General features: G+C 44.0%; 21 protein-coding genes. 9 read left to right on the plus strand and 12 right to left on the minus strand.

Annotated elements, in window-relative coordinates:
• Positions 1-10: 10 nt before the first annotated feature.
• Together A0256_15745 and A0256_15750 are read left to right on the plus strand one after the other, a co-directional pair.
• On the plus strand, positions 11-1,273 hold the full coding sequence (locus A0256_15745) for a hypothetical protein (protein AMR32770.1): 1,263 nt from the start codon (positions 11-13) through the stop codon (positions 1,271-1,273).
• Between the two features lie 66 nt (positions 1,274-1,339).
• On the plus strand, positions 1,340-2,374 hold the full coding sequence (locus A0256_15750) for a 3-phytase (protein ID AMR34576.1): 1,035 nt from the start codon (positions 1,340-1,342) through the stop codon (positions 2,372-2,374).
• A 122-nt stretch (positions 2,375-2,496) separates the two neighbouring features.
• Here the strand turns inward: A0256_15750 and A0256_15755 are convergent, their stop codons facing one another.
• Positions 2,497-3,606, minus strand: coding sequence for a S26 family signal peptidase (locus A0256_15755; GenBank protein AMR32771.1), 1,110 nt, complete (start codon positions 3,604-3,606; stop codon positions 2,497-2,499).
• A gap of 110 nt (positions 3,607-3,716) precedes the next feature.
• On the opposite strand from A0256_15755, the gene A0256_15760 reads away from it, so the two are divergent.
• Entirely contained in the window at positions 3,717-5,342 is a 1,626-nt protein-coding gene (locus A0256_15760; GenBank protein ID AMR32772.1) for a hypothetical protein, read from the plus strand.
• A gap of 42 nt (positions 5,343-5,384) precedes the next feature.
• Positions 5,385-6,227 carry a proline hydroxylase gene (locus A0256_15765; protein ID AMR32773.1) on the plus strand — a complete coding sequence of 281 codons (843 nt, stop codon included), beginning with the start codon at positions 5,385-5,387 and terminating at the stop codon, positions 6,225-6,227.
• A gap of 52 nt (positions 6,228-6,279) precedes the next feature.
• Here the strand turns inward: A0256_15765 and A0256_15770 are convergent, their stop codons facing one another.
• Positions 6,280-7,590 (minus strand): sorbosone dehydrogenase, encoded by a 1,311-nt coding sequence (locus A0256_15770; GenBank protein AMR32774.1) that lies wholly within the window; start codon positions 7,588-7,590, stop codon positions 6,280-6,282.
• 295 nt (positions 7,591-7,885) lie between these two features.
• On the opposite strand from A0256_15770, the gene A0256_15775 reads away from it, so the two are divergent.
• Positions 7,886-8,728: a hypothetical protein gene (locus A0256_15775; protein ID AMR32775.1), complete on the plus strand. Its 843-nt coding sequence runs from the start codon at positions 7,886-7,888 to the stop codon at positions 8,726-8,728.
• Positions 8,729-8,785: 57 nt separating this feature from the next.
• Here the strand turns inward: A0256_15775 and A0256_15780 are convergent, their stop codons facing one another.
• The 6 genes from A0256_15780 to A0256_15805 form a co-directional block, all read right to left on the minus strand.
• Entirely contained in the window at positions 8,786-9,736 is a 951-nt protein-coding gene (locus tag A0256_15780) for an alcohol dehydrogenase (protein ID AMR32776.1), read from the minus strand.
• 1 nt (position 9,737) lies between these two features.
• Positions 9,738-9,968 (minus strand): hypothetical protein, encoded by a 231-nt coding sequence (locus tag A0256_15785; protein AMR32777.1) that lies wholly within the window; start codon positions 9,966-9,968, stop codon positions 9,738-9,740.
• A 295-nt stretch (positions 9,969-10,263) separates the two neighbouring features.
• Positions 10,264-10,680, minus strand: coding sequence for a hypothetical protein (locus tag A0256_15790; protein AMR32778.1), 417 nt, complete (start codon positions 10,678-10,680; stop codon positions 10,264-10,266).
• Positions 10,677-11,327, minus strand: coding sequence for an electron transporter (locus A0256_15795; GenBank protein AMR32779.1), 651 nt, complete (start codon positions 11,325-11,327; stop codon positions 10,677-10,679). The genes A0256_15790 and A0256_15795 overlap by 4 nt, the downstream gene beginning before the upstream one ends.
• Positions 11,327-11,734, minus strand: coding sequence for a hypothetical protein (locus A0256_15800; protein AMR32780.1), 408 nt, complete (start codon positions 11,732-11,734; stop codon positions 11,327-11,329). Before A0256_15800 ends, A0256_15795 begins: the two co-directional genes overlap by 1 nt.
• 19 nt (positions 11,735-11,753) lie before the next feature.
• A complete protein-coding gene (locus tag A0256_15805) occupies positions 11,754-12,215 on the minus strand; it encodes a hypothetical protein (GenBank protein AMR32781.1) in 462 nt (153 codons plus the stop codon).
• A gap of 503 nt (positions 12,216-12,718) precedes the next feature.
• Here A0256_15805 and A0256_15810 point away from each other — a divergent pair.
• Complete coding sequence (locus tag A0256_15810) at positions 12,719-14,071, plus strand: beta-galactosidase (GenBank protein ID AMR32782.1); 1,353 nt, start codon at positions 12,719-12,721, stop codon at positions 14,069-14,071.
• Positions 14,072-14,082: 11 nt separating this feature from the next.
• On the opposite strand, the gene A0256_15815 is transcribed toward A0256_15810, so the two are convergent.
• Positions 14,083-16,155, minus strand: a complete 2,073-nt coding sequence (locus A0256_15815) for a hypothetical protein (GenBank protein ID AMR32783.1) — start codon at positions 16,153-16,155, stop codon at positions 14,083-14,085.
• Between the two features lie 79 nt (positions 16,156-16,234).
• On the minus strand, positions 16,235-17,416 hold the full coding sequence (locus A0256_15820) for an acyl-CoA dehydrogenase (protein ID AMR32784.1): 1,182 nt from the start codon (positions 17,414-17,416) through the stop codon (positions 16,235-16,237).
• Between the two features lie 305 nt (positions 17,417-17,721).
• Here A0256_15820 and A0256_15825 point away from each other — a divergent pair, with 305 nt between their 5' ends.
• Both A0256_15825 and A0256_15830 read left to right on the plus strand, forming a co-directional pair.
• Entirely contained in the window at positions 17,722-18,084 is a 363-nt protein-coding gene (locus A0256_15825; protein AMR32785.1) for a dihydroneopterin aldolase, read from the plus strand.
• A 3-nt stretch (positions 18,085-18,087) separates the two neighbouring features.
• Positions 18,088-19,485 (plus strand): dehydrogenase, encoded by a 1,398-nt coding sequence (locus A0256_15830; GenBank protein ID AMR32786.1) that lies wholly within the window; start codon positions 18,088-18,090, stop codon positions 19,483-19,485.
• 1 nt (position 19,486) lies between these two features.
• On the opposite strand, the gene A0256_15835 is transcribed toward A0256_15830, so the two are convergent.
• Complete coding sequence (locus tag A0256_15835; GenBank protein ID AMR32787.1) at positions 19,487-19,699, minus strand: hypothetical protein; 213 nt, start codon at positions 19,697-19,699, stop codon at positions 19,487-19,489.
• A 311-nt stretch (positions 19,700-20,010) separates the two neighbouring features.
• Positions 20,011-20,856, minus strand: coding sequence for a 3-hydroxybutyryl-CoA dehydrogenase (locus tag A0256_15840; protein ID AMR32788.1), 846 nt, complete (start codon positions 20,854-20,856; stop codon positions 20,011-20,013).
• A gap of 97 nt (positions 20,857-20,953) precedes the next feature.
• Here A0256_15840 and A0256_15845 point away from each other — a divergent pair, with 97 nt between their 5' ends.
• Entirely contained in the window at positions 20,954-21,550 is a 597-nt protein-coding gene (locus tag A0256_15845) for a hypothetical protein (protein AMR32789.1), read from the plus strand.
• Positions 21,551-21,755: the final 205 nt, after the last annotated feature.

Here is a 21,755-nt window from a genome sequence, read left to right on the forward strand (position 1 = left end):
ATATAAAAACATGAAATTAAAAGGATTTTTAACAGCAGCTGCGCTATCGGCAATTGTACTTGCAGGTTGCGAAAAGGCTAATATTGATGTAGATACTACGCCCACAAGTGGCTCCGCCACGGGAGAGATATCGGGGGTATGGGAAAAAGGTAGCACGCACGAAATCAAAGGCGACGTGATTATACCAGAAGGCAAATCATTAACCATACAAGAGGGTGTGACTATACTGATGGACACTTTAGCAAAACCGGAGTTCATTGTAAGGGGTAATCTTTACGCTTTAGGTACAGCAGAAAATCCGGTTAAATTTACCGTTAACGATGCTTACAAGACAGCAGCAAAACAATTCGGCAAGCTTTGGGGCGGTATTTTAGCTGCATCAACCTGTTCCGAACTGGTACTGGACCATACCATACTGGAGTATGGCGGCAATACTACATCAGATGCTTCAACATCCGTAAAACAAGGGCTATATAAAGCAGTAGCGGGGGAGAACCTGCCTGCACTTTGGTTCTCTAATGTTAACGGGAAACTAATTGTGGTAAATAGTACCATTCGGAACTTTAATGAGGATTGTACATATATAGAAGGTGGCAAAAGCATTTTTGCCAATAATGTATTTTATACAACGGGCGTAACGGGTGGTGAGGCGATGAATTTTAAATCGGGTTGTTTGGCTGATATAGCTTTTAACCTAATTTACAGCGCCAACACCAATGCGCTGAAACTCTCTAACGCAGGGGACCGCACTCCACAGGCTTATATCATAGTTTACAACAACACCATGTTAAATACCGGATGGCGCCGGCCGACTGCCAAAGGTGGTTCGGTATGGTTAGAGGCAACCGTACGGGCCGAGTTACATAACAACCTTTTCGCCAACACGCGGTTTGGTGTAAAAAGAGACCCTAAAAAACCCGAAGATGCACGCTCATTATATACTAACAACTGGTATTATGGTTTCGATCAAACTACGGTTAACCAGTTTCAGCCCGGCAAAAACGACGTTATCGCAGGCGTAAATGATGTTAAAGGAACCGTGGCAGGGGATAACGATCCGAAATTTGTAAACTACCCCTTAAGTACAGCAGTAAGCAACGCCACTTTTGATACCAACTGGGATTTTCATTTACTGGGCAATTCACCTGCGCTTACCAAAGGTATCAACAACTTTACACGCCACCATAAAGGCGGTTTAACATTAACAAATGGTTTAACCTATGCATCGCCCGAGCCGGCTCTGTTTGTAGGCGCCTACGGTACAAAATTGTAATTGATGAAAAAACAAAGTATTTTTTTATTGATCCCGGCTGCCTATTTAACGCTATGCGTAGCATGTATGTCAACAAATGCGCAAAAAGATGCGTCATCTGTGGCTATTTCGCCGCTAATTAAACCGGCTGTTATTACCGAGCCGGTGAAGTACGATACCGATGACCCGGCCATTTGGGTGAACAAGTCTGATCCCTCAAAGAGCTTGGTCATCGGTACGGATAAAGATGCAGATGGTGCTTTATATGTATATGATCTCAATGGTAAGATCGTTGCTGATAAGGTGGTACATGGTTTAAAACGGCCAAATAATGTAGACCTGGCCTATGGACTGATGCTGGGCGGTAAACCTACCGATATTGCCATCACTACTGAAAGGTTGAGCCACAAATTACGCATTTATTCGCTGCCGGATATGAAGCCCGTTGATAACGGCGGCATCGAAGTTTTTGTGGGAGAAGAGGGATTTGAATATCGCGACCTGATGGGCATATCCATATACACCGCTAAGGATGGTGAAATGTACGCCATTGCCGGTAGAAAAAACGGACCCAAAACCGGCGGCTATCTATGGCAGTACCTTTTAACCGACGATGGCACAGGTAATGTAAAAGCAACGCTTGTGCGAAAGTTTGGCGAATACAGCGGCAAAAAAGAAATAGAGGCGATCATGGTAGATAATGAGCTGGGCTATATTTATTACTCTGACGAGCAAACCGGCGTGCGTCAGTACTATGCCGACCCGAAAAAGGGGGATAAGCAGCTGGCTATATTTGGAACCACCGGCTTTAAGGCTGACCATGAAGGTATCTCTTTGTACAAAACGACTGATAGTACCGGTTACATCTTAGTATCAGATCAGGGGGCCAGCCGTTTCCAGGTGTTTAGCAGGGAAGGTACCAAAGCAAAACCCTTCGAACATCAACTCCTTAAAATTGCTAATGTTGCCGCACAGCAAAGCGACGGAAGCGATGTGGTGAATATGCCGCTGAATAATACATTTAAACACGGCTTATTTGTAGCCATGAGTAACGATAAAACATTTCATTTTTACCGTTGGGAAGATATTGCCGGGAAAGATCTGGTAGTGAAAGCGAAGTAAGCTATCTGTTGTCATACTAGCGAAGGAAGGATCTTTTGGGCTAATGCTATCTACTTGCATGTAGTTTAAAAGATCTTTCCTTCGTCAGTATAAGAAGCTTTTTTGAGCAATGTAAGATCAGCCTATTGCTTCACACTTGGTATCGGCCTGAAGATCCTGTTCCAGCGGATCTTGCTGAGGAAAGATTCCGTACTGTCGATGCTCATCCACGTTATTACCGCCTTACCTACAATATGGTCCTCAGGAACAAATCCCCAAAAGCGGGAATCTTCTGAGTTGTGCCGGTTATCACCCATCATCCAATAATACCCCATTTTAAAGGTATAGGTGTCGGCTTTTTTATCGTTGATGTATACCTCTTTGCCTTTTACTTCCAGCTTGTTATGCTCATACACTTCGATGGCGCGGCTGTATAGCGCTATGGTAGAGTCATTTAATTTAATTACCGTTCCTTTTTTCGGTACCAGTATCGGCCCAAAGTTATCCTCGTTCCATTTAAACAAGTCACTTTGAGGGAAAACGCGCTGATCTGCCAGGTCTTTTGGTTCAATAACCGGTTTAATGTCCTTAACATTGTTTTTTAATTCGGCATAGCTAGCCGCCGGAATGACCATTTCATAACTGTTGGCATCCAGCTGTTGGCGCACTTCTATTTTTAGATTTTGAATGAGTTCAGGATTTATGGGCGTGCCGTTAGTGGTAACGATAGAGGATGTTTGGGCTTCCGGGGCGTTATTTACAAATTTACCATCGGCATAAGCTTGTCCGTTCACAATCGTAATCGTTTCTCCTGGCAGGCCAACGCAGCGCTTAATATAGTGCACGCGCATATCAACGGGGCGGGGCACAGTTTCTGCCGGGTAATTAAATACTACCGCATCACCTCTTTGTACATCTCCAAAACCCGGCAGCCGGTAATAAGGTAATTGCAGGCCATCCCAATACGTTTTAATTTGCGTGCCACTGATGGTAGATTCTAAAAAAGGAACTGCTACAGGCGTTATTGGCATGCGTGCCCCGTAAGATAGTTTGCTTACGAAAAGGTAATCACCAGTCATTAAGCTGCCCTCCATAGAGGCCGACGGAATAGCAAAGGCCGAAAATAAAAGGCCCCGGATAATGGTAGAAGCTACCAGCGCAAAAATAATAGCATCCAGCCATTCCCGCGTTTTGCTTTTCTTTGGCTTAATAGCTTCTGCTTCTTTTTTGCGGGATAAAAACTTCCAATTCATAGTAATTGCTATTTAAATTTAACGGTCCGTAGTATTTTGACTTGCACCAAGTACAATTGTTACATCGATTTTTTAAATTAATTACTAGTTTTAACACAATTATATATCCTATGTTAAGACGTAATTTCATCAAACTGTCTGCTGCAACGCTTGCCGCAACTATGTATAGCAGGCTTACCTACGCTACCGGCACAAGTGAAGCACTCATTAGTCATCCTTCGGAAGCCTGGGCGCAGACTATTGAAGGGTGGGTAAAACTTCGGGCCTCCGGTTCGGCTTATACTTATAAAGACATTATTGTTGCCCTGAAATCAGGCGGTAATGCACAGTCGGTAACTATCCAGGCATCACAATCCGGGTTAATGGCAGTTCGCCTGGTATGGAAATATCAGACGGCGGCACGCACCAAAGTTTTAGGCGATCACTGGGAACGCAGCTACGGTGATCTAGGGTGGGCAGCTCCCGAATCCAGCGCAAAAAAGCCCTGGTACGTATTACTCCACGATGATAAGCAAACGGCCTGCTTTGGGGTGAAAACCGGTGGCAATACCATTTGCTACTGGGAGGTGAAACCGGCAAGTATGGAACTTACCATGGATACCCGCAGCGGGGGCTCCGCGGTATTGCTGGGGCAACGCAAATTACATGCGGCGGATATTGTTACTACGATGAGCAAGCCGGGAGAAAACGCTTATGCAGTGGCCACCCGCTTTTGCAAAATCATGTGCACTAATCCGCGGCTTCCCAAGCAGCCGGTGTACGGTATTAACGACTGGTACGTGGTTTATGGCAAAAATTCCTACCAAACCATAAAGGAGCAAACTGCCGCTATGGCTGAGTTTGTAAGCGATCATAACAATAAGCCGTTTTCGGTGATCGATGACGGTTGGCAGCAGTCCGATGATTTTTCGATGGTGAACGACAAGTTTAAGGATATGCATAAAATGGCCGACGAGATAAAAGGCCTTGGTATGCGGCCCGGCCTATGGACAAGGCCGCTTATTGCCCGTAAGGATGATAAAGAAAGTATCCTTGCACCTGCCATTCCAGGCCGGGAGAAAGGAGAGATCCTTGACCCAACTGTTCCGGAAACCATCGAACGGGTAAAACGTAACATTGCTTTATACAAGCAATGGGGCTACCACATGGTAAAGCACGATTTCAGTTCGTATGATATTTTTGGCAAATGGGGTATGCGAATGAATGATAGCCTGACTGCGCCCGGCTGGAAATATGCCGACCAAACAAAAACCAATGCAGAAATCATCAATAATCTTTACAGCGCTATCCGCGATTCGGCAGGTGATATGTATATAATTGGCTGTAATACGATGAGCCATTTATCTGCGGGAGTATTTGAACTTAACCGCACAGGTGATGATACCAGCGGTAAGGAATGGGCCCGTACCAAAAAAATGGGGGTGAACACCCTCGGGTTCCGCTTGCCGCATCATAACACTTTTTACGCGGCAGATGGCGATTGCGTAGGCCTCACAAAAGACGTTCCCTGGGATAAAAATAAACAATGGCTGGAACTATTAGCAGGCAGTGGTTCACCTTTATTCATCTCGGCCGAATTAGAGACCTTAACAGCCGATAAAAAAGCAGCTATAAAAAGTGCATTTGCGCAAGCCGCCAGGGTGCAGCCAACCGGCGAACCCTTAGACTGGCTAACAGAGCAGTTTCCACAAAAATGGAAACTGGATAATAAGATAGTAACCTTTAATTGGGATTGATAATTTCTGCCTGGATTTAGTTGGCCATTGTAAGTTAAAAGTATGGATAGCAACGCACTCAGCAATGAACAGATCGAAGCGTATAAGCGCGACGGCTATTTAGTGGTAAAGCAATTCTGCACCGATACAGAAATTGAAAAGCTATACAGCACTGCTGTTAGTGACGATGCCATGCGTAAAAATGCATTGGATTTAAATGATCAATCCGGCAAAAAAACAAGGTTGTCCTTGTGGTTTACACCGGGAAACGATGTATTTGGTTATCTAACGCGAAGTAAGCGAATGATAATTCCCGTGGCGCAACTGTTGGGCGGGCATGCTGCGGTGTGCCACTTTCACTCTAAATTAATGCAGAAGGAACCCAGAGTTGGTGGCGCTTGGGAATGGCACCAGGATTATGGTTATTGGTATAAAAACCAGTTTATGTTTCCCGATGAAATGTTGAGCGTTATGGTTGCCCTAACTGATGCTGATCAACAGAACGGCTGCCTGCAGGTAATTAAAGGATCGCATAAACTGGGGCGGCTAAATCATGGGTTTTCCGGCGAGCAGGTAGGTGCAGATATGACGATGGTTAACAACGCCCTCCAAACAATGGACCTGGTTTACTGTGAGATCAAGGCAGGGGATGCTTTATTTTTCCATAGTAACCTGTTGCACCGGTCTGAGGCTAATTTATCCGACAAGCCGCGCTGGTCTGTTATCAGCTGTTATTCGCTGCAATCAAACCTGGCTTATAATGAAACATCCACCTCTTGGCAAAAACCTGTGGAAATTGTACCTGATGAAGCCATTTTAGAATGGCAAGCAGGTCCCTTATCTAATAATGATTTCCTTGCGAAAGATAACGACCCGGCCCTCAAGGAAACAGGCTGGGAGAAGTAGTTTAAATATTAAAAAATCCCCGCTCCTGAAACAGGGCGGGGATTTTTTAACGCTATTTTTTGTAGCTGATCTTATAGAGATTACCCTTGGTATCATCCGTCACATAGAGCGAGCCATCTGGACCCTGGGCCAAGCCGCAAGGGCGGTGTTTGGCGCTGCCTTTGGCGGTATTTTCCGCTGAGCCAGAGAAGCCGTCGGCAAATACTTCCATTTCACCATCGGCTTTGCCGTCTTTCATCGGTTGAAAAACTACAAAGTAGCCGGCCTGTGGTTCGGGTGCGCGGTTCCATGATCCGTGGAAGGCGATAAATGCACCTTTCTTATATTTCTCCGGGAACTGGCTACCAGTATAAAATAACAACCCATTAGGTGCCAGGTGACCGGGGAACGCCGCCACAGGTGTTAAATATTTAGCATCGCCTTCTTTTTTGCCATCGCCGCCATATTCCGGCATCACCAGTTTCTTTTTCTGCTGTGGGTCGTAGTATACATATGGCCAGCCGGCATTGTCGCCTTTATTAATGGCAAACAGGCACTCGGCCGGTAAAACAGCTGATTGCTTATCCGTATACAAGTCTGGGAATAGCTCATGTAATTGGTCGCGTCCATGCTGCATCACAAATAGTTTGTTCAGTTCTTTGTTCCAATCCATCCCTACTACATTGCGCAAGCCGGTAGCATAACGGATGCCGTCTTTATACGTTTGGTTGAGCTTGTCGGCCTTAAATTGCCAAATGCCGCCTGCCGAATCCAGTATAGGGCAACCAGGCTGACCTGGTGAGCCTTTTTTGCGGTCTTTAACCTGGCATGAATTTGAATAAGCACCAATGTTAACATAAAGGTTACCTGCATCGTCTAACAAGATTGCCTTCGCCTCATGCTCATTGCGGGAGATCAGTCCGGTTACAACTTTCTCCGGCTTATTTGGGTCGATCACTTCATTTTTTTCATTCAGTTTATATCTGAAAACCTCTTCATCAGACGAGGCATACAGGTAGCCATTTTTTAAATAGATGCCTGTTCCTCCGAAATCGCCAAACTGCGATTTGACGGTAGCTTTACCATTGTTTTCTGTGAGGTAGAGGATACCGCCTTTGGTCTCCTTACCGCTATTCCGTTTCAGGTAGATGCCGCCTTGAGGCGAAATGGCGATATGCCTGGTAACCCCTAAATCTTTGGCGATAACCGAGGCGGTAAACCCGGCCGGTAAAGTTAAACCCGGTCCGCTTGTGTCAGCGGAAGCGCTCGTGGTATCGTTTGAGTCGGCTGTTTTGGCTTTGTCGCCGTTGCAGGCTACAAATAGAATGCTGAGGCCGGCAAAGGCCAGCGCAGGCAATGTGCGTAAGATCTTGTTGTTTTTCATATGATATTATTGGCTTACTCAAATTAACTCATTATATAGGGGATGCGGAAATTTGAAGTTCAAAAAAGGTCCGGATTTGTGTGATTTTCAAAACGGCAGAAATATTTTTCAACCATGTCTAAAGAATTTTCAATTGCTAAACCGATACTGTTATTTGATTTTTAGAATATAATTCTGTTTCGATAGATAATTTAGTAATAAAGTTTGTCAGATCTGTTTTGTGAAGATATTATAGGTAACCGTCAATTAAACTTTTGGTTTTTGCAGTGGTCATAGCTGTATAAAATTTAAAACGATGAAAAAGATATATTTAGTTTCCGCAATAGCATTAAGCAGTTTGTTTGTTAACAAGGCCAATGCGCAAATTTCTGTACATATCGGCTTTAACGTACCGGTAAGGCAGGTATACGCCCCAGCCCCCGCGCCAGTTTACGGCCCGGTGTATAATGATAGTTTTGATAACAGCGATGATTATTATTACCTGCCAGATGTTGAAGCCTATTATAGCGTACCATTAAACTGTTATTTTTATAATGATGGAAATCGTTGGGTAAGGGGTCAATATTTACCCGGTGCTTACCGCAACTACGATTGGCGAAATGCACGCCGTTTTGAAATTAGAGGCCATAGGCCATACATGAATCATGATACTTACCGTGGCCGTTGGGGAGGTAATGATGCCCACGGCAACTGGGGGCGTAGAAATAATGATTACGCCAGCCGTGGGAATGATCGTGACTATAACAGGGGCGACTGGGGCCGGAATAATAATCGAGGCGGTGGGTACGGCCAACCAGACCGAAATCAGGGCGTTGTCGGATGGCGGCGTGATGACCGTCGCGGAGACTTTGGCCAGCCAGGCGGAGATCAAAGCGGTGGCCGTGGCGGAAGGGGCGGCCAAACTGGTGGCGGACAAATGCCTACTCAGCCCACTAACGGCGGAGGAAGCCAGCATGGCGGATGGGGCGGCCAGAACGGTGGCGGGCAACAACAACCCGGCCAGCCAGGTAATGGCGGCGGCAACCAACATGGTGGTGGCAGACAAGACAGGGGGAGTTTCGGTGGCGGCCAGGTTGCGCAAAACAATGGTGACCGCGGTGGGAATCGAGGTGGTTTCAACCGCCCATCAAGATTCTAAGCTTCTGATGCCTGATTATATTAAAAAAAAACCTCCCGGGTGGGGAGGTTTTTTTTGTTAGTAGTTACTGGCCGTGGTCAGTAATTCTATCTGCTGCGGGCTGAGCTGCAATTCAGCGGCTTTGCTTGTTTCTTTTAATTGATGAACGCTGGTAGCGCTGGCAATAGGCCCCGTAATGCCCGGCCTTGCCATTACCCAAGCCAGCGCGATGGCTGCTGGTGCGGCATTATGTTCGCCCGCCACCTTGTCAAGCGCCGCCAGGATCTTATATCCGCGCCCATTAAGGTATTTTTTAACACCTCCGCCACGCTGGCTTTTACCCAAGTCGTTTTCAGACCGATATTTTCCGGTAAGGAAACCGCTTGCCAAGGAAAAGTAAGAAATTACTCCCAGGTTATTTTCACGGCACAAAGACTCGTATTGCGTTTCATAATCTTCACGGTCATAAAGGTTATATTCCGGCTGCAAACTTTCATAACGGGCCAAGCCGTTATCTTTGCTTACCTGAAGCGCCTCGCGTAACCTGTCGGCTTTAAAATTTGATGCGCCGATGGCACGAACCTTACCCTGTTTGATCAAATCGTTAAAAGCTTCCATTGTTTCCAGCAGTGGCGTATCTGCATCATCGTCATGCGATTGATAAAGATCTATATAGTCGGTCTGTAATCGTTTCAACGAAGCTTCTACGGCACTGGTAATATAAGCTTTCGAAAGGCCCTTTTTGCCTTCCCCCATGGGTTTCCCAACTTTGGTAGCCAAAATAACTTTATCTCGCCTGCCGCCTTGTTTAAACCATTTACCTATAATTATTTCAGATTCGCCACCGCTATGGCCTGGCACCCAGTAAGAGTATACATCGGCAGTGTCAACAAAGTTAAACCCCTCATCAATGAATGCATCCAGCAACGAAAACGATGTTTTTTCGTCGGCAGTCCAACCGAAAACGTTCCCGCCAAACACTAATGGATGAACTAATAAGCCAGATTTTCCTAATTCCCTGTATTCCATATTAATTATTTACAGCCGTACTTATTTGTTCGGCCAGTTCATCTACCCATCCGCCAAAATATGGCTCGCTGCCGGCAATGCGTTCCCATTTGTTTTCTGCATTGCGCGCAATGGTTAGTTGCAGGCTGCCATCAATTGAATTAAACTCGTAAGCACCGCTTTCGTGGCTTGTAACGATTCCGTTTACATCACCTTCCGAACCCGTAAGTACGGCATCAAATTGTTGTTCCATAATATTTGCTTTTGTTTTTTTAACAAAGGGTTAAGCGTTTGTGTTTGCACAGCGTTGATTAAGATTTCAACGCGGTGTAAACCAGAATTTTGACAAGGGTATTTAATTCAATCAACTGAAAGATGATCATCTTACTATCAAGCTCACAGGTAAACATTGGCAACGCAATATCTCGACTTAATAAGCATACAGATTAACAGTATGTTGGGAAGGAGTCCATCGGAGCTTATTAACGGTTTCGAGATCTTTCCCGGGAAGTTTCGGGCGTCTAAAACAGAATGCATTGATTATTAAGTTACTTACAATCTTTCAATTGCTTGCTCACTTCATCGGAAGAAAAAGTACCCATTTTATTGCCAAATGAGTTGCCTACGTAGGTAAGTACTTTGGCGATGTCGACCGGGGCGATGTCGTTCGCAGGCATATCGCCGACGAAGCTTTTGCCATTAATGACCATTATTTTGCCTTTAATGCCATTATTGACATAGCAAGCCAGTAAGTTTTTATTTGTTTTCAGAAAAGTGCCGTCATTAAGGGCGGGGTACAAGCTGGATAGGCCTTCGCCATTTGCTCCATGGCAGTTTTGACAACGCTGCCGGTAAATAGGCTCGCCGCCTATATAATACCGCTTAAACTCCATATCGGTGTCACACGATGCTACTGCGATCACGGCAATTATAAAGATAATACCGGTAATTATTCGCGTTTTCATTGCGCAATTTCCGTATTGGTTTCAGCTCTCAGCGTTTTAATATCAGCTATGAGTCGGGCCACATCGTTATCGTCGGTACCATCATAACTGCCACGAATTTGCTTTTTCTTGTCGATAAGGATAAACATGCCATCATGGATAAAGATCTCCTTGGCGCTTTCTTCGGGCCGGCGAACCAGGTAGCTTGCGCTAAGCGCATAAGTTTCTTCTTTATTTCCCTGCAGCAACCACCAGGTATTACCACTAATGCCCAATTTATCGGCATAGGTTTTAAGCACTTTTACGCTATCATGTTTCGGGTCGATACTGTGTGAGATGATTTTTACATCAGGCGTATTTTTAAACTCCTTATAAACATTAAGCATATTGCGATGCATAATAGGGCAGATAGACGGGCAGGTGGTAAAAAAGAAATCGGCTACATAGATATCACCTTTAAGGCTTTTATCAGTGATGCTATTGCCGTACTGGTTTACAAACTTAAAAGCGGGAATAGTTTGGTAAATAGTATCCACCACTTTTTTGCCATCGACAATTTTTGTAGCAGTATCCCTGTTGCCATAAATAGGCAGGGTGCGTTTAGTATCGCTGCTTTTACAGGCAGCGAAAAGGAGGATTATTCCAAATAATATAGCTAGTTTTCTCATTATCTTTTGTGAACTTTAATAAAATTGTCGGACGCCGCAATGGCTGCATCAAATTGTTTAGCGATACTATCGATCTGTTTTTTCTGATCGCTTAAATAAGCCATAACTGCCTCATGCGATTTTCCTTTATTTTCCGCATCAAATTTGTGCATCCAGTCTTCCATAGCATTATCGGTTTGTTCTAAAGATGCGGAAGTTACTGCTATAGATTGTTTTTCTTCGGGGACGGACGCTTTTTTAAGCATGGTGTCCAGCTGCATTTTGTTCTCCATCATCTGGCTTTCTTTTGCCATTACTTTATCATGTACGGCGATTACCTGGTCGAGCAATTCCTTTTCCTGTTTTTTTGTATCGGTACAGCTTAAAAATAAGCTGCTTAAAATGATGGCGGCAAAAAATTTAGTCATATAGGTTATTGTAGTATTATTATTTATTCAATTGGCGCAAATAAAAGATATAGTCTGTTTGAGGGAGAGAGGCACCTGCTAATTTTAAAAGCTGCCCAATTTGTGCCCGGTGATGCGTGCCATGATTTACCAAATGGGCCAGTACATCAGCCAGTTGATCAGAAAAATTTTCTCCCAGCGTGTTTTGATAAGTAATTGTGCTGTTAAACTCTTCTGGTTGCAAATGATCAAGGTAGGTGATCCAATCTAAATTATTGGATTTTATGATTTGCGCAAATTCATTTGCCGGCCAATCCGGCCACAGTGAAGTAGCTGGAGCGGGTTCAAATTTACAACGGCTTAGCCATCTCTGCTGCGCGGATAATAAATGTGCCATTAATTTAACGGGCTGCATTATTTCCGGCCACTGTGAAATCAAATTATTCATTTGCAGGTTGGCATAGCAGTCGTAATTAAGCAGTTGACTAAAATGGCTTTTCATCGCATCAAAAGTAATCAACGTGCAACCAAATATTCAACAGGACAGGGTAAATATTGTGTTAAAGCGCCACGTAAGCAGGCCCATTTGATCACGATACTTCTACTTAAGAGCATGCGGGGCAACGCAAGAATAAATGTGCCAGGGATTGTAAGGGTTTAGCCCGAAGGGCCGGAGCGCAGCGCAGCCCTGCAAAGCCCGGCCCGAAGGGGGCACCCAAATGAATACTTAAGCCACATAGAGGTGAAGATCCTCAAGTTGTCAGGGAATTCTTAACAATAGTATAACACAAAAACCACACCCGCTACATATTGCAACAATACCTTAGTAATACTAATAACAGCAGCCATATGAAGATCTTCATTAAAATAACCAGCATGATCAATGATATTCGGGAATACCTGTTTTTAAAAAGCATGCGTTCTTCGTTCAAACATTAATTATTTAACGAAAGCGTTTCGTTTATAAAATTATAATGCACATTTTGGGCTCAGTAGCTCAATTTAATGGTATCTAACACACATAATACACCGCTCGATAAAAAACTTTTCGGCGACGATTTCGCTTGGGGAGTATCTACTGCTGCACTGCAAACTGAAGGTTCTTGCGATGCCGATGGCAAAGGCATATCCATTTGGGATACATTTACCAGCCGGAAGGGAAAAATTTTAAACGGCGATAAGCCCACGGTTGCCTGTGATTATTATGCAAATTATCAGCGGGATATCGACCTGGTAAAGCAGCTCAATATTCCTAACTACCGCTTTTCAATCTCCTGGGCTCGCATTTTGCCAAATGGCGAAGGCACTGTTAACCAGGCGGGGATAGATCATTACAATAAAGTTATAGACTACTGTTTGCAAATTGGCGTAGAACCCTGGTTAACTGTTTATCATTGGGATTTGCCACAGGCACTGGAAGATAAAGGCGGCTGGACCAACCGTGAAATTGTTGGTTGGTTTACAAATTATGCTATTATTTGTGCCGAAGCCTTCGGCGACCGGGTAAAAAACTGGATGGTGATGAACGAACCTGCCGTTTTTACGGGTGCAGGTTATTTTTTAGGGATCCACGCGCCGGGGAGGATGGGCCTGCGAAACTTTTTACCGGCGGTGCACCATGTGGTGCTTAGCCTTGTTGCCGGTGCAAAAGCAATCCGCAAAGTACTGCCCGATGCTCACTTAGGCACCACATTCTCCTGTTCGCATATTGAACCTTACTCCAATAAGCCACGTGACGTAGGTGCCGCCACCCGTGCAGATGCGCTTATTAACCGGCTATTTATTGAGCCGATATTAGGTATGGGTTATCCAACCGAAGTTGCCGCTATAAAAGGCATTCAAAAGTATTACAAGCCAGGGGATGAGGATAACCTGAATTTCGATTTTGATTTTATAGGGCTTCAAAATTATACCCGCGAAATTGTTAAATACTCTTTTTTTACACCTTACATCGGTGCCAGGCTGGTAAAGGCCGAAAAGCGGAGCGTAGAACTAACCAGTATGAAATGGGAAGTGCATCCGCCAGCCATTTACAACATGATAAAACAATACAGCCGATATCCTAATATCAAGAACATTATTGTTACTGAGAATGGCGCGGCTTTCCCGGATGTGGTAACTGGAGATACGGTTGACGACCCTAAACGGATAGCCTACCTGCAAACGCACTTGGCGGAGGTATTGAAAGCTAAGCAGGAAGGTTGTAAAGTGGGCGGGTACTTTGTATGGACGTTAACCGATAACTTTGAATGGGCCGAAGGTTACCATCCAAGGTTTGGACTTGTGTATATAGATTTTGCTTCCCAAAGGCGTATTGTTAAAGGGTCAGGGCACTGGTACGCTGATTTTTTAAAGTAAATCGGTTCGGGCTATTGATTGGCTGCAGGTAAGGTCACAAAAAATGTAGAACCACCTGTTTCATTACCCTCAAACCAGATCTTCCCCTGATGCTTTTCTATAATCTGGCGGCAAATAGATAACCCAAGTCCGAATGATTTTTCACCGGCAGTGCCAGGGCGCTGTGCGATAGTGAAAAGGTTAAACACCTGGTCTTTCATCTTATCTGGTATCCCTATCCCGCTGTCTTTTACTGAGATCGTAATTTGGTGCTCTCCTTTTTCTACTTTAACATTTATAGGCGCACCGCTCGGGCTGAATTTAATAGCATTACTGATCAAATTGCTGATTACCCGCCAGATTTTTTCGCGACTAATGAGCAAATTAGTTGGTTCGGCAAGTGTTTCCAAGTAAATAGGCTGTTTTTTTTCTGCGGCCTTAAAACGCAAAAGCTCTACACTATTGTTTACCAGTAAATTGATCTCCACTTGCTCTAAATTCAATTTAACCGATGATAGATTTGTAGCTTCTAAGATTTCATTTATGAGTTCAAGAGAATTTACTGAGGTTTCTTTTAACAGGTTGATCAGTTCTTTTTGCTCGTCAGTATAATCATCATCGGCCATCATACTGGTTAATGACGCTATTCCCCCGATTGGATTACGGAGGTCATGTGCAACTGCACGTAAAATACGGTCTTTTTCCTGGCTGCTGTTATTTAATTCGTTGAGCGCATTTTCCAGCACATGGTTTTGTTCATTTATTTGCTGATTAAGAATGTTTACCGTAAGCACATCTTTTTTTGAACGCGTCCAGTTACGATATACTAAAAACATGATGGTAGCAATTAAAATGGCGGCTATTGCGATAGCGTACAAAAAAATTAATTGCAATTTATTGTTATTGCTTAGAATATCAATTTCTTGTTGCTTTTGATAATTGGCCAATTGTTGGTAAACATCGCTTTTTAAGATCAAACGGGAATTCTCCGAGAGAGAATCTTTCGATTTGTTATATTGCTGAATATGATCGAGTGCTTTTGGAAGGTCTTTCTTCCAAAGAAAGTAATTTGCGGATAAGCGATGCCAGTCGGCTTCAGCTTCCGGGTTACGTACCGAATCTAACTGCTTGCGCAAGTTGCCCAATAAACCTTCGAGTGAATCGTGCTGACTCCGCTGAAGGTAAATTTCTCCCAGTTTTATCTCCGAAAATTCGGCATCTACATTATCATTTCCCTTAGTTAGGTTGATACTTATACTTTGGCGCAGAAGGCCGGCCGCCTCTGCATATAATTTGCGTGGTATGTAAATCTCCGCTTTATTGCCATAAACCACACCACGGGCTACGGTTAACAAAACATTTTTATCGCCAAATTTGCCTTCGTAGGAATTAATTAATTCAATAGCCTTGTCAAAATATGCCAAAGCACTATCAATTTTATTGTCGCGCCGGTAGCTGATCCCAATATTGTCTAAAACCTCTTGTTTACGGTAAAACCCTGGGAAATCATTAGGTACCGATAAGCTTTGCTTGTAACTTTCTTTAAAATAGTTGGTGGCAAGTTTATAATTACGCTGCTTATACATAATCATTCCCATGCGATACGTATAATCGGAAAGTACTTCGTTATTTAAGTGACTTTTACCAATCAGATACCCGTCGTAATAGTTCTGGTAAGCATTGCTGAAGAGTTGCAGTTCAAAACAAGCATCGCCCTTAGCAAAAAAGGCTTCGGCAGTAAGGGCGGCATATTTAGGTTTGTTGCTACCTTCTTTAGTCGTACTCATCATACTATCGGCATACAATGATGCCTTAACAAAATTATGCCTGACCCGTTTTTCAATAACAAAATGAAGCGAATAGTATCGAACCCGGTCGGGGATAGAGGGGTTTGTCAGCGTTTTGAAAGCAGAGTCGAGGTAATGGAGACCGCTGTCAGGATGCTTGTCAAGGATTTTATTCGCCTTCGCGAGTATAGGTTTAAATGCTTTAGTGTAGTCGCCGGGATCGTCTATTTTTTGAACACAGGATATCGTTAGAGAAAGCAGTAGGCACAGACAAAATTGTTTAAAATAGTTCCAGTATCCGTTGCCAATATTATGCATCAAGGTATTAGTGTCGGTTTAACACATAAACAAATATAATATTAGCGACGGGAATATTATTAATTAAACTGATATATTATCATTTAAAGGCATCCTCGCCGGTAATATCCATGCCCGTAATCAATAGGTGTATGTCGTGTGTACCTTCATACGTAATAACAGACTCCAGGTTCATCATATGCCGCATTATTGGATATTCTCCTGTAATGCCCATACCACCAAGCATTTGGCGGGCTTCGCGGGCAATATTGATCGCAATTTCTACGCTGTTACGTTTCGCCATTGATATTTGCGCAGGTGTGGCGCGATTTTCGTTCTTCAGCATGGCCAATCGCCAAACCAGCAGTTGTCCTTTGGTGATTTCTGTGATCATCTCCGCCAGCTTTTTTTGCTGCAACTGAAACCCTGCAATAGGTTTTCCAAATTGAATCCGCTCCTTAGCATAGCGCAAGGCGGTATCGTAACAATCCATTGCGGCACCTAAGGCGCCCCAGGCAATGCCATAGCGAGCCTGGTTTAAACAGCCCAGCGGGCCTTTAATACCTGTTACGTTTGGCAGCAGGTTGTCTTTAGGTATTTTAACATTATCAAAAACCAGTTCGCCGGTAGCCGACGCCCGTAATGACCATTTATTATGCGTGGTAGGTGTACTAAAACCCTCCATGCCACGCTCCACAATTAAACCGCGGATCTTACCAGCTTCATCCTTAGCCCAAACAATGGCAATGTCTGCAAAAGGCGAATTGGAGATCCACATTTTGGCGCCGTTGAGCAAATAGTGATCACCTATATCTTTTATATTGGTGGTCATGCCGCTTGGGTTGCTGCCATGGTCTGGTTCTGTTAAGCCAAAACAGCCCATCATTTCACCGGATGCAAGTTTGGGCAAATACTTATGTTTTTGCTCTTCTGACCCATAGGCATTAATAGGATACATCACCAATGAACCTTGTACCGACGAAGCGGAGCGGATGCCCGAATCGCCCCGTTCAATCTCCTGCATAATAATGCCATAGGCCAGGTAATCCAATCCAGCGCCACCATACTCCACGGGGATGGTAGGCCCAAACGCACCAATCTCTGCAAGCCCTTTTATCAAGTGCATTGGGAATTCTGCTTTTTGGGCATAATCCTCGATGATAGGGCTTAATTCTTTCTTCACCCAATCCCGAACCGTTTGGCGAATCAGTTTGTGTTCGTCAGATAGGAATTCGTCAATCTGGTAGTAATCGGGTGCCTCGTACAGATCAGTTTTAGCCATGAGCGTAGAAATTGGTTGACCAAAGATATTGATTTGAGGGGGAGATAAACAGGGCTAAATCATTGTTTTTGGCAAAGCGAGCGCGGTTTTGACTAAAATGTAGGTTTAGTTGATTTAAACTTGGTTTTCCTTGAAAAAATATTTTTGTCAGTGATTTGCTTAGGTCGGAATTTGACAATGAATAATATAAAATCAGCTTTAGTATCTTAAGAATAATAGCCAATAAAACCGCACAGAATACCGGTGGTTTGTTTACGCTGTATGAAATTAACTGCTGTTATTAAATAATCCATTACTTTTGGCTTATGGTAAAAGTGGCATTGGAAGGCGCAGAATTTTTTGCTTATCACGGGTTTTACCCAGAGGAGCAACTTTTGGGGACCCGCTTTGTTGTTGATATTGAAGTGCTGTTTGAAAATGGTTATGATTTTAACGATGATAAAATAGCCAATACCGTTAATTACGAAGAATTGTATCAGATTGCTAAAAGCGAGATGGCTAATACGCACAAGCTGATAGAAACTGTAGCGCAAAAGATCATCGATGGCATTACCAACAAGTATTCGCATATCAAAAACGTTTGTGTTACCATTAAGAAAGCACACCCTCCGCTCGGCGGACCGGTAAAAAATTCTGTAGTTTCCATTAGTTACAAAAAAGATAATTGAGAGATGGCATTTAATAACATAACAACAGAACTACTTACCGCATTAACAGAAATAGTTGGAGCAGATGCCATACTGAGCACACCCGCAACTATAGCAGCGTACAGTCACGATGAAACGGAAGATTTAGTTTTTTATCCGGAGGTGGTGGTAAAGCCGAAAGATACGCAAGAGGTTTCCAAATTAATGCAGTTTTGTAATGAGCATTTGATTCCTGTAACCCCAAGAGGAGCTGGAACCGGATTGGCGGGCGGTGCATTGGCCATTAACGGTGGCCTGATGATCTCCATGGAACGCTTTAATAAAATCATAACTATTGATGAGCAAAACCTGCAGGCTACTGTTGAACCGGGAGTGATCACCGAGGTGTTTATCAACGCGGTGGCCGAAAAAGGTTTGCTCTACCCGGTAGATCCTGCTAGCAAGGGCAGTTGCTTTATTGGCGGCAATGTGGCCAATTGCAGCGGCGGACCAAGAGTGGTAAAATATGGTACGATTCGCGAGTATGTTTTAAATATGGAGGTAGTGCTCCCGTCAGGTGAAATTATCTGGACGGGTGCCAACACCCTCAAATATGCGTCGGGCTATAACCTCACACAACTGCTCATCGGTTCGGAAGGGACCTTGGGCATTGTAACCAAGATTGTAACCAAGCTCATCCCTAAGCCCACGCTGGATGCGTTAATGCTGGCGTCTTTCAGTTCAAATGAGGATGCTTGCGCGGCGGTTTCAGCAATATTCAGGGCGGGGGTGGTGCCATCCGCACTGGAATTTATGGAGCGAAAAGGCATAGAATGGGTGATCCAGCACGATGGCTTAACTTTTGATCTTAAAGATGGGGTGGAAGCCTTTTTGCTGATAGAGGCAGATGGCAGCAGCCAGGATGTAATATTTTCTGATTGCGAAAAGATAAACGAAGTGCTTGAAGCGCATAATTGCCAGGATGTTTTGTTTGCCGATTCTGCCGCACAAAAAGAAGAGCTTTGGCGCATAAGACGCACCATGGCAGTCTCAGTAAAATCTAACTCGATTTATAAAGAAGAGGACACAGTGGTGCCGCGGGCAGCTTTACCCAAGCTTATTAATGGCATTAAAGAAATTGGCAGCCGCTACGGTTTTGCTTCCGTTTGCTATGGGCATGCGGGCGATGGTAACCTGCACGTAAACATTATTAAAGCAGGTATGAGTGATAAGGATTGGAATAGTAAATTAAAAGACGGCATTACCGAAATTTTTGAGCTAACCGTGTCGCTGGGCGGCACCTTATCGGGTGAGCACGGTATTGGCCTGGTGCAGAAAGATTATATGCAGTTAAAATACACGCCTGTACATTTTGCTTTATGGAAGGGCATCAAGGCGGTATTTGATCCTAACGGTATCCTGAATCCGGGTAAAATCTTTTAAATTATGTACTGGTAATTGGCGGTTTGCATACGGCGAACCGCCAATTGAATAACAGTTTACCGCCAGTGACCCCGTCTCCAAGCGTATCCGCGCGGCCCGTGTGCCCATACTCCCCGCACGTAAACACGATTAGCCCGTGCGCGTGCATAATATCCGTTTTGATAAACGTACCTGTTGCCTCCCCAAACCCACTCGCCGGGTACCCAATAGGCATTTGCGTAAGGAGCAATTGGTCTTACATTTACCGGTTTAATAGGTTGCTCTGTAACGTAGGCTTCACTTGCACATGATCCAATGAACATCGAGCCTGCCAAGGCGCAAATGATCCCTAATTTTGAGAATGTTTTCATCTGTAGTATGTTTTAATATACTATTGACGCATGAAAAAAGTAAAGGTTTAAGTACCAGGTCGCCTCATCCAACCTATTAAAGGCTACCCGGGTTTGCTCTAGCGTATCCCATCAAAGAGACATAATTCCCTGTTTATGGTAGTAATTTTAACTTCTTTGGGGCTTGTGCGTTGCCTCAATAACTATAAAAGCCTTTACCTGCTTTCACCCCCAAGTGGCCGGCCATTACCATGTTGACCAGCAGCGGACAGGGCGCATATTTGGGGTTGCCAAAACCTTTGTGCAGTACATTCAATATGGCAAGACAAACATCCAAACCGATAAAATCTGCCAGTTGAAGGGGCCCCATCGGATGTGCCATCCCCAGTTTCATTACGGTGTCAATTTCGGTTGCGCCTGCTACGCCTTCAAACAGCGTGTAAATTGCCTCGTTGATCATCGGCATTAAAATACGGTTAGCTACAAAGCCTGGGTAATCGTTTACTTCTACCGGCGATTTACCCAGTTGCTCTGCAAGTTGCATAACGCTTTTGGTAACTTCATCAGTAGTAGCGTAACCGCGGATCACCTCAACAAGCTTCATTACCGGTACGGGGTTCATAAAATGCATACCGATTACATTGCCGGGGGTATTGGTTGCGGCAGCAATTTCGGTTATAGAGATAGAGGAGGTGTTGGAAGCCAAAATGACTTCGGGTTTGCAAATGCTGCTGAGTTGCTTAAATAGATTGAGCTTAATCTCCCGGTTCTCGGTAGCAGCCTCAACAACCAGGTCGGCGTTGGCAGCACCTTCATAAATGTCTGTGCAGGTTTTTATATTGCCAAGCGTTGCAATTTTGGCAGCTTCATCAATGGTGCCTTTTTTGATTTGCCTGTCAAGGTTGGCAGCGATGGTTGCCATTGCTTTTGCTAGAGCTATTTCGCTGATATCAACCAGTGAAACAGCAAAGCCGTTTTGGGCAAAGGTATGGGCTATGCCATTACCCATGGTACCGCTGCCTATTACTGTAATGTTTTTCATAAACTAAGGTTTAATAATTACGACCAGACGCTATTATTGCGATAGCAAACTTAATATTTACTGTTAGGTTTGTGCTACCATTTTTAATTATTGTTGCATGCTTAATGCCGAAGACATTAGCTTTTATCTCGCTATTTTTAAAGGGCTCGACTTTAAAGACATGTACGACCTGTTCAAGCTGGCCCAAACCCGTAAAATAGTTTCAGGCGGTGTTTATATCCCATTAGCGTCTGCTAATCAAAAGCTGGCCTATATCAAAACGGGATTGATCAGAGCCTATTTACTTAAACCAAATGGTGAAGAAATAACGGTACTGCTACGCTGGGAGAACCAGTTCATTGCATCGCATGATACCATTATTCTTAACCAGCCCTCGCGTTTTACCTATCAGGCGCTGGAGGACACCGTAGTTTTGGAGATTGACTACAGTAAAGCCCAAACTATCTTAGATAATAATCCCAAGCTATCGGCAACGCGTAATCATTTTTTGCAGCGAATGCTGGCAGAATCAATGACACGGGTAGAATCATTCATCCTGTTTTCGCCGGAGGAGCGCTATTTGCAGCTGGTGAAGGAAAAACCCGATATCGTTAACCGGGTGCCGGATAAGTACATTGCAACCCTGCTGGGTATTACACCGGTATCTTTAAGCCGAATCCGCAAGCGGATTGCAACTGCAAAAAGCATAAAATAAATGCTTTCAGCCTGAAATTTACGGTAATAAACGCACTGTGTTCCAATTGCGAATGTGGAACACTAGTATTGTGTTACTTATTGTATATCAATGCATTGCAGCTTTTAGGTGGAACAAATTGGAACATCCCTGTTATTTAGGTAAGTTCTGTAAGTGATTAATCTATAGGTATTTATATAAAAATTGTGTATCTTAAATTATTGCC

The sequence above is a fragment of the Mucilaginibacter sp. PAMC 26640 genome, assembly GCA_001596135.1.
Taxonomy (GTDB): Bacteria; Bacteroidota; Bacteroidia; order Sphingobacteriales; family Sphingobacteriaceae; genus Mucilaginibacter.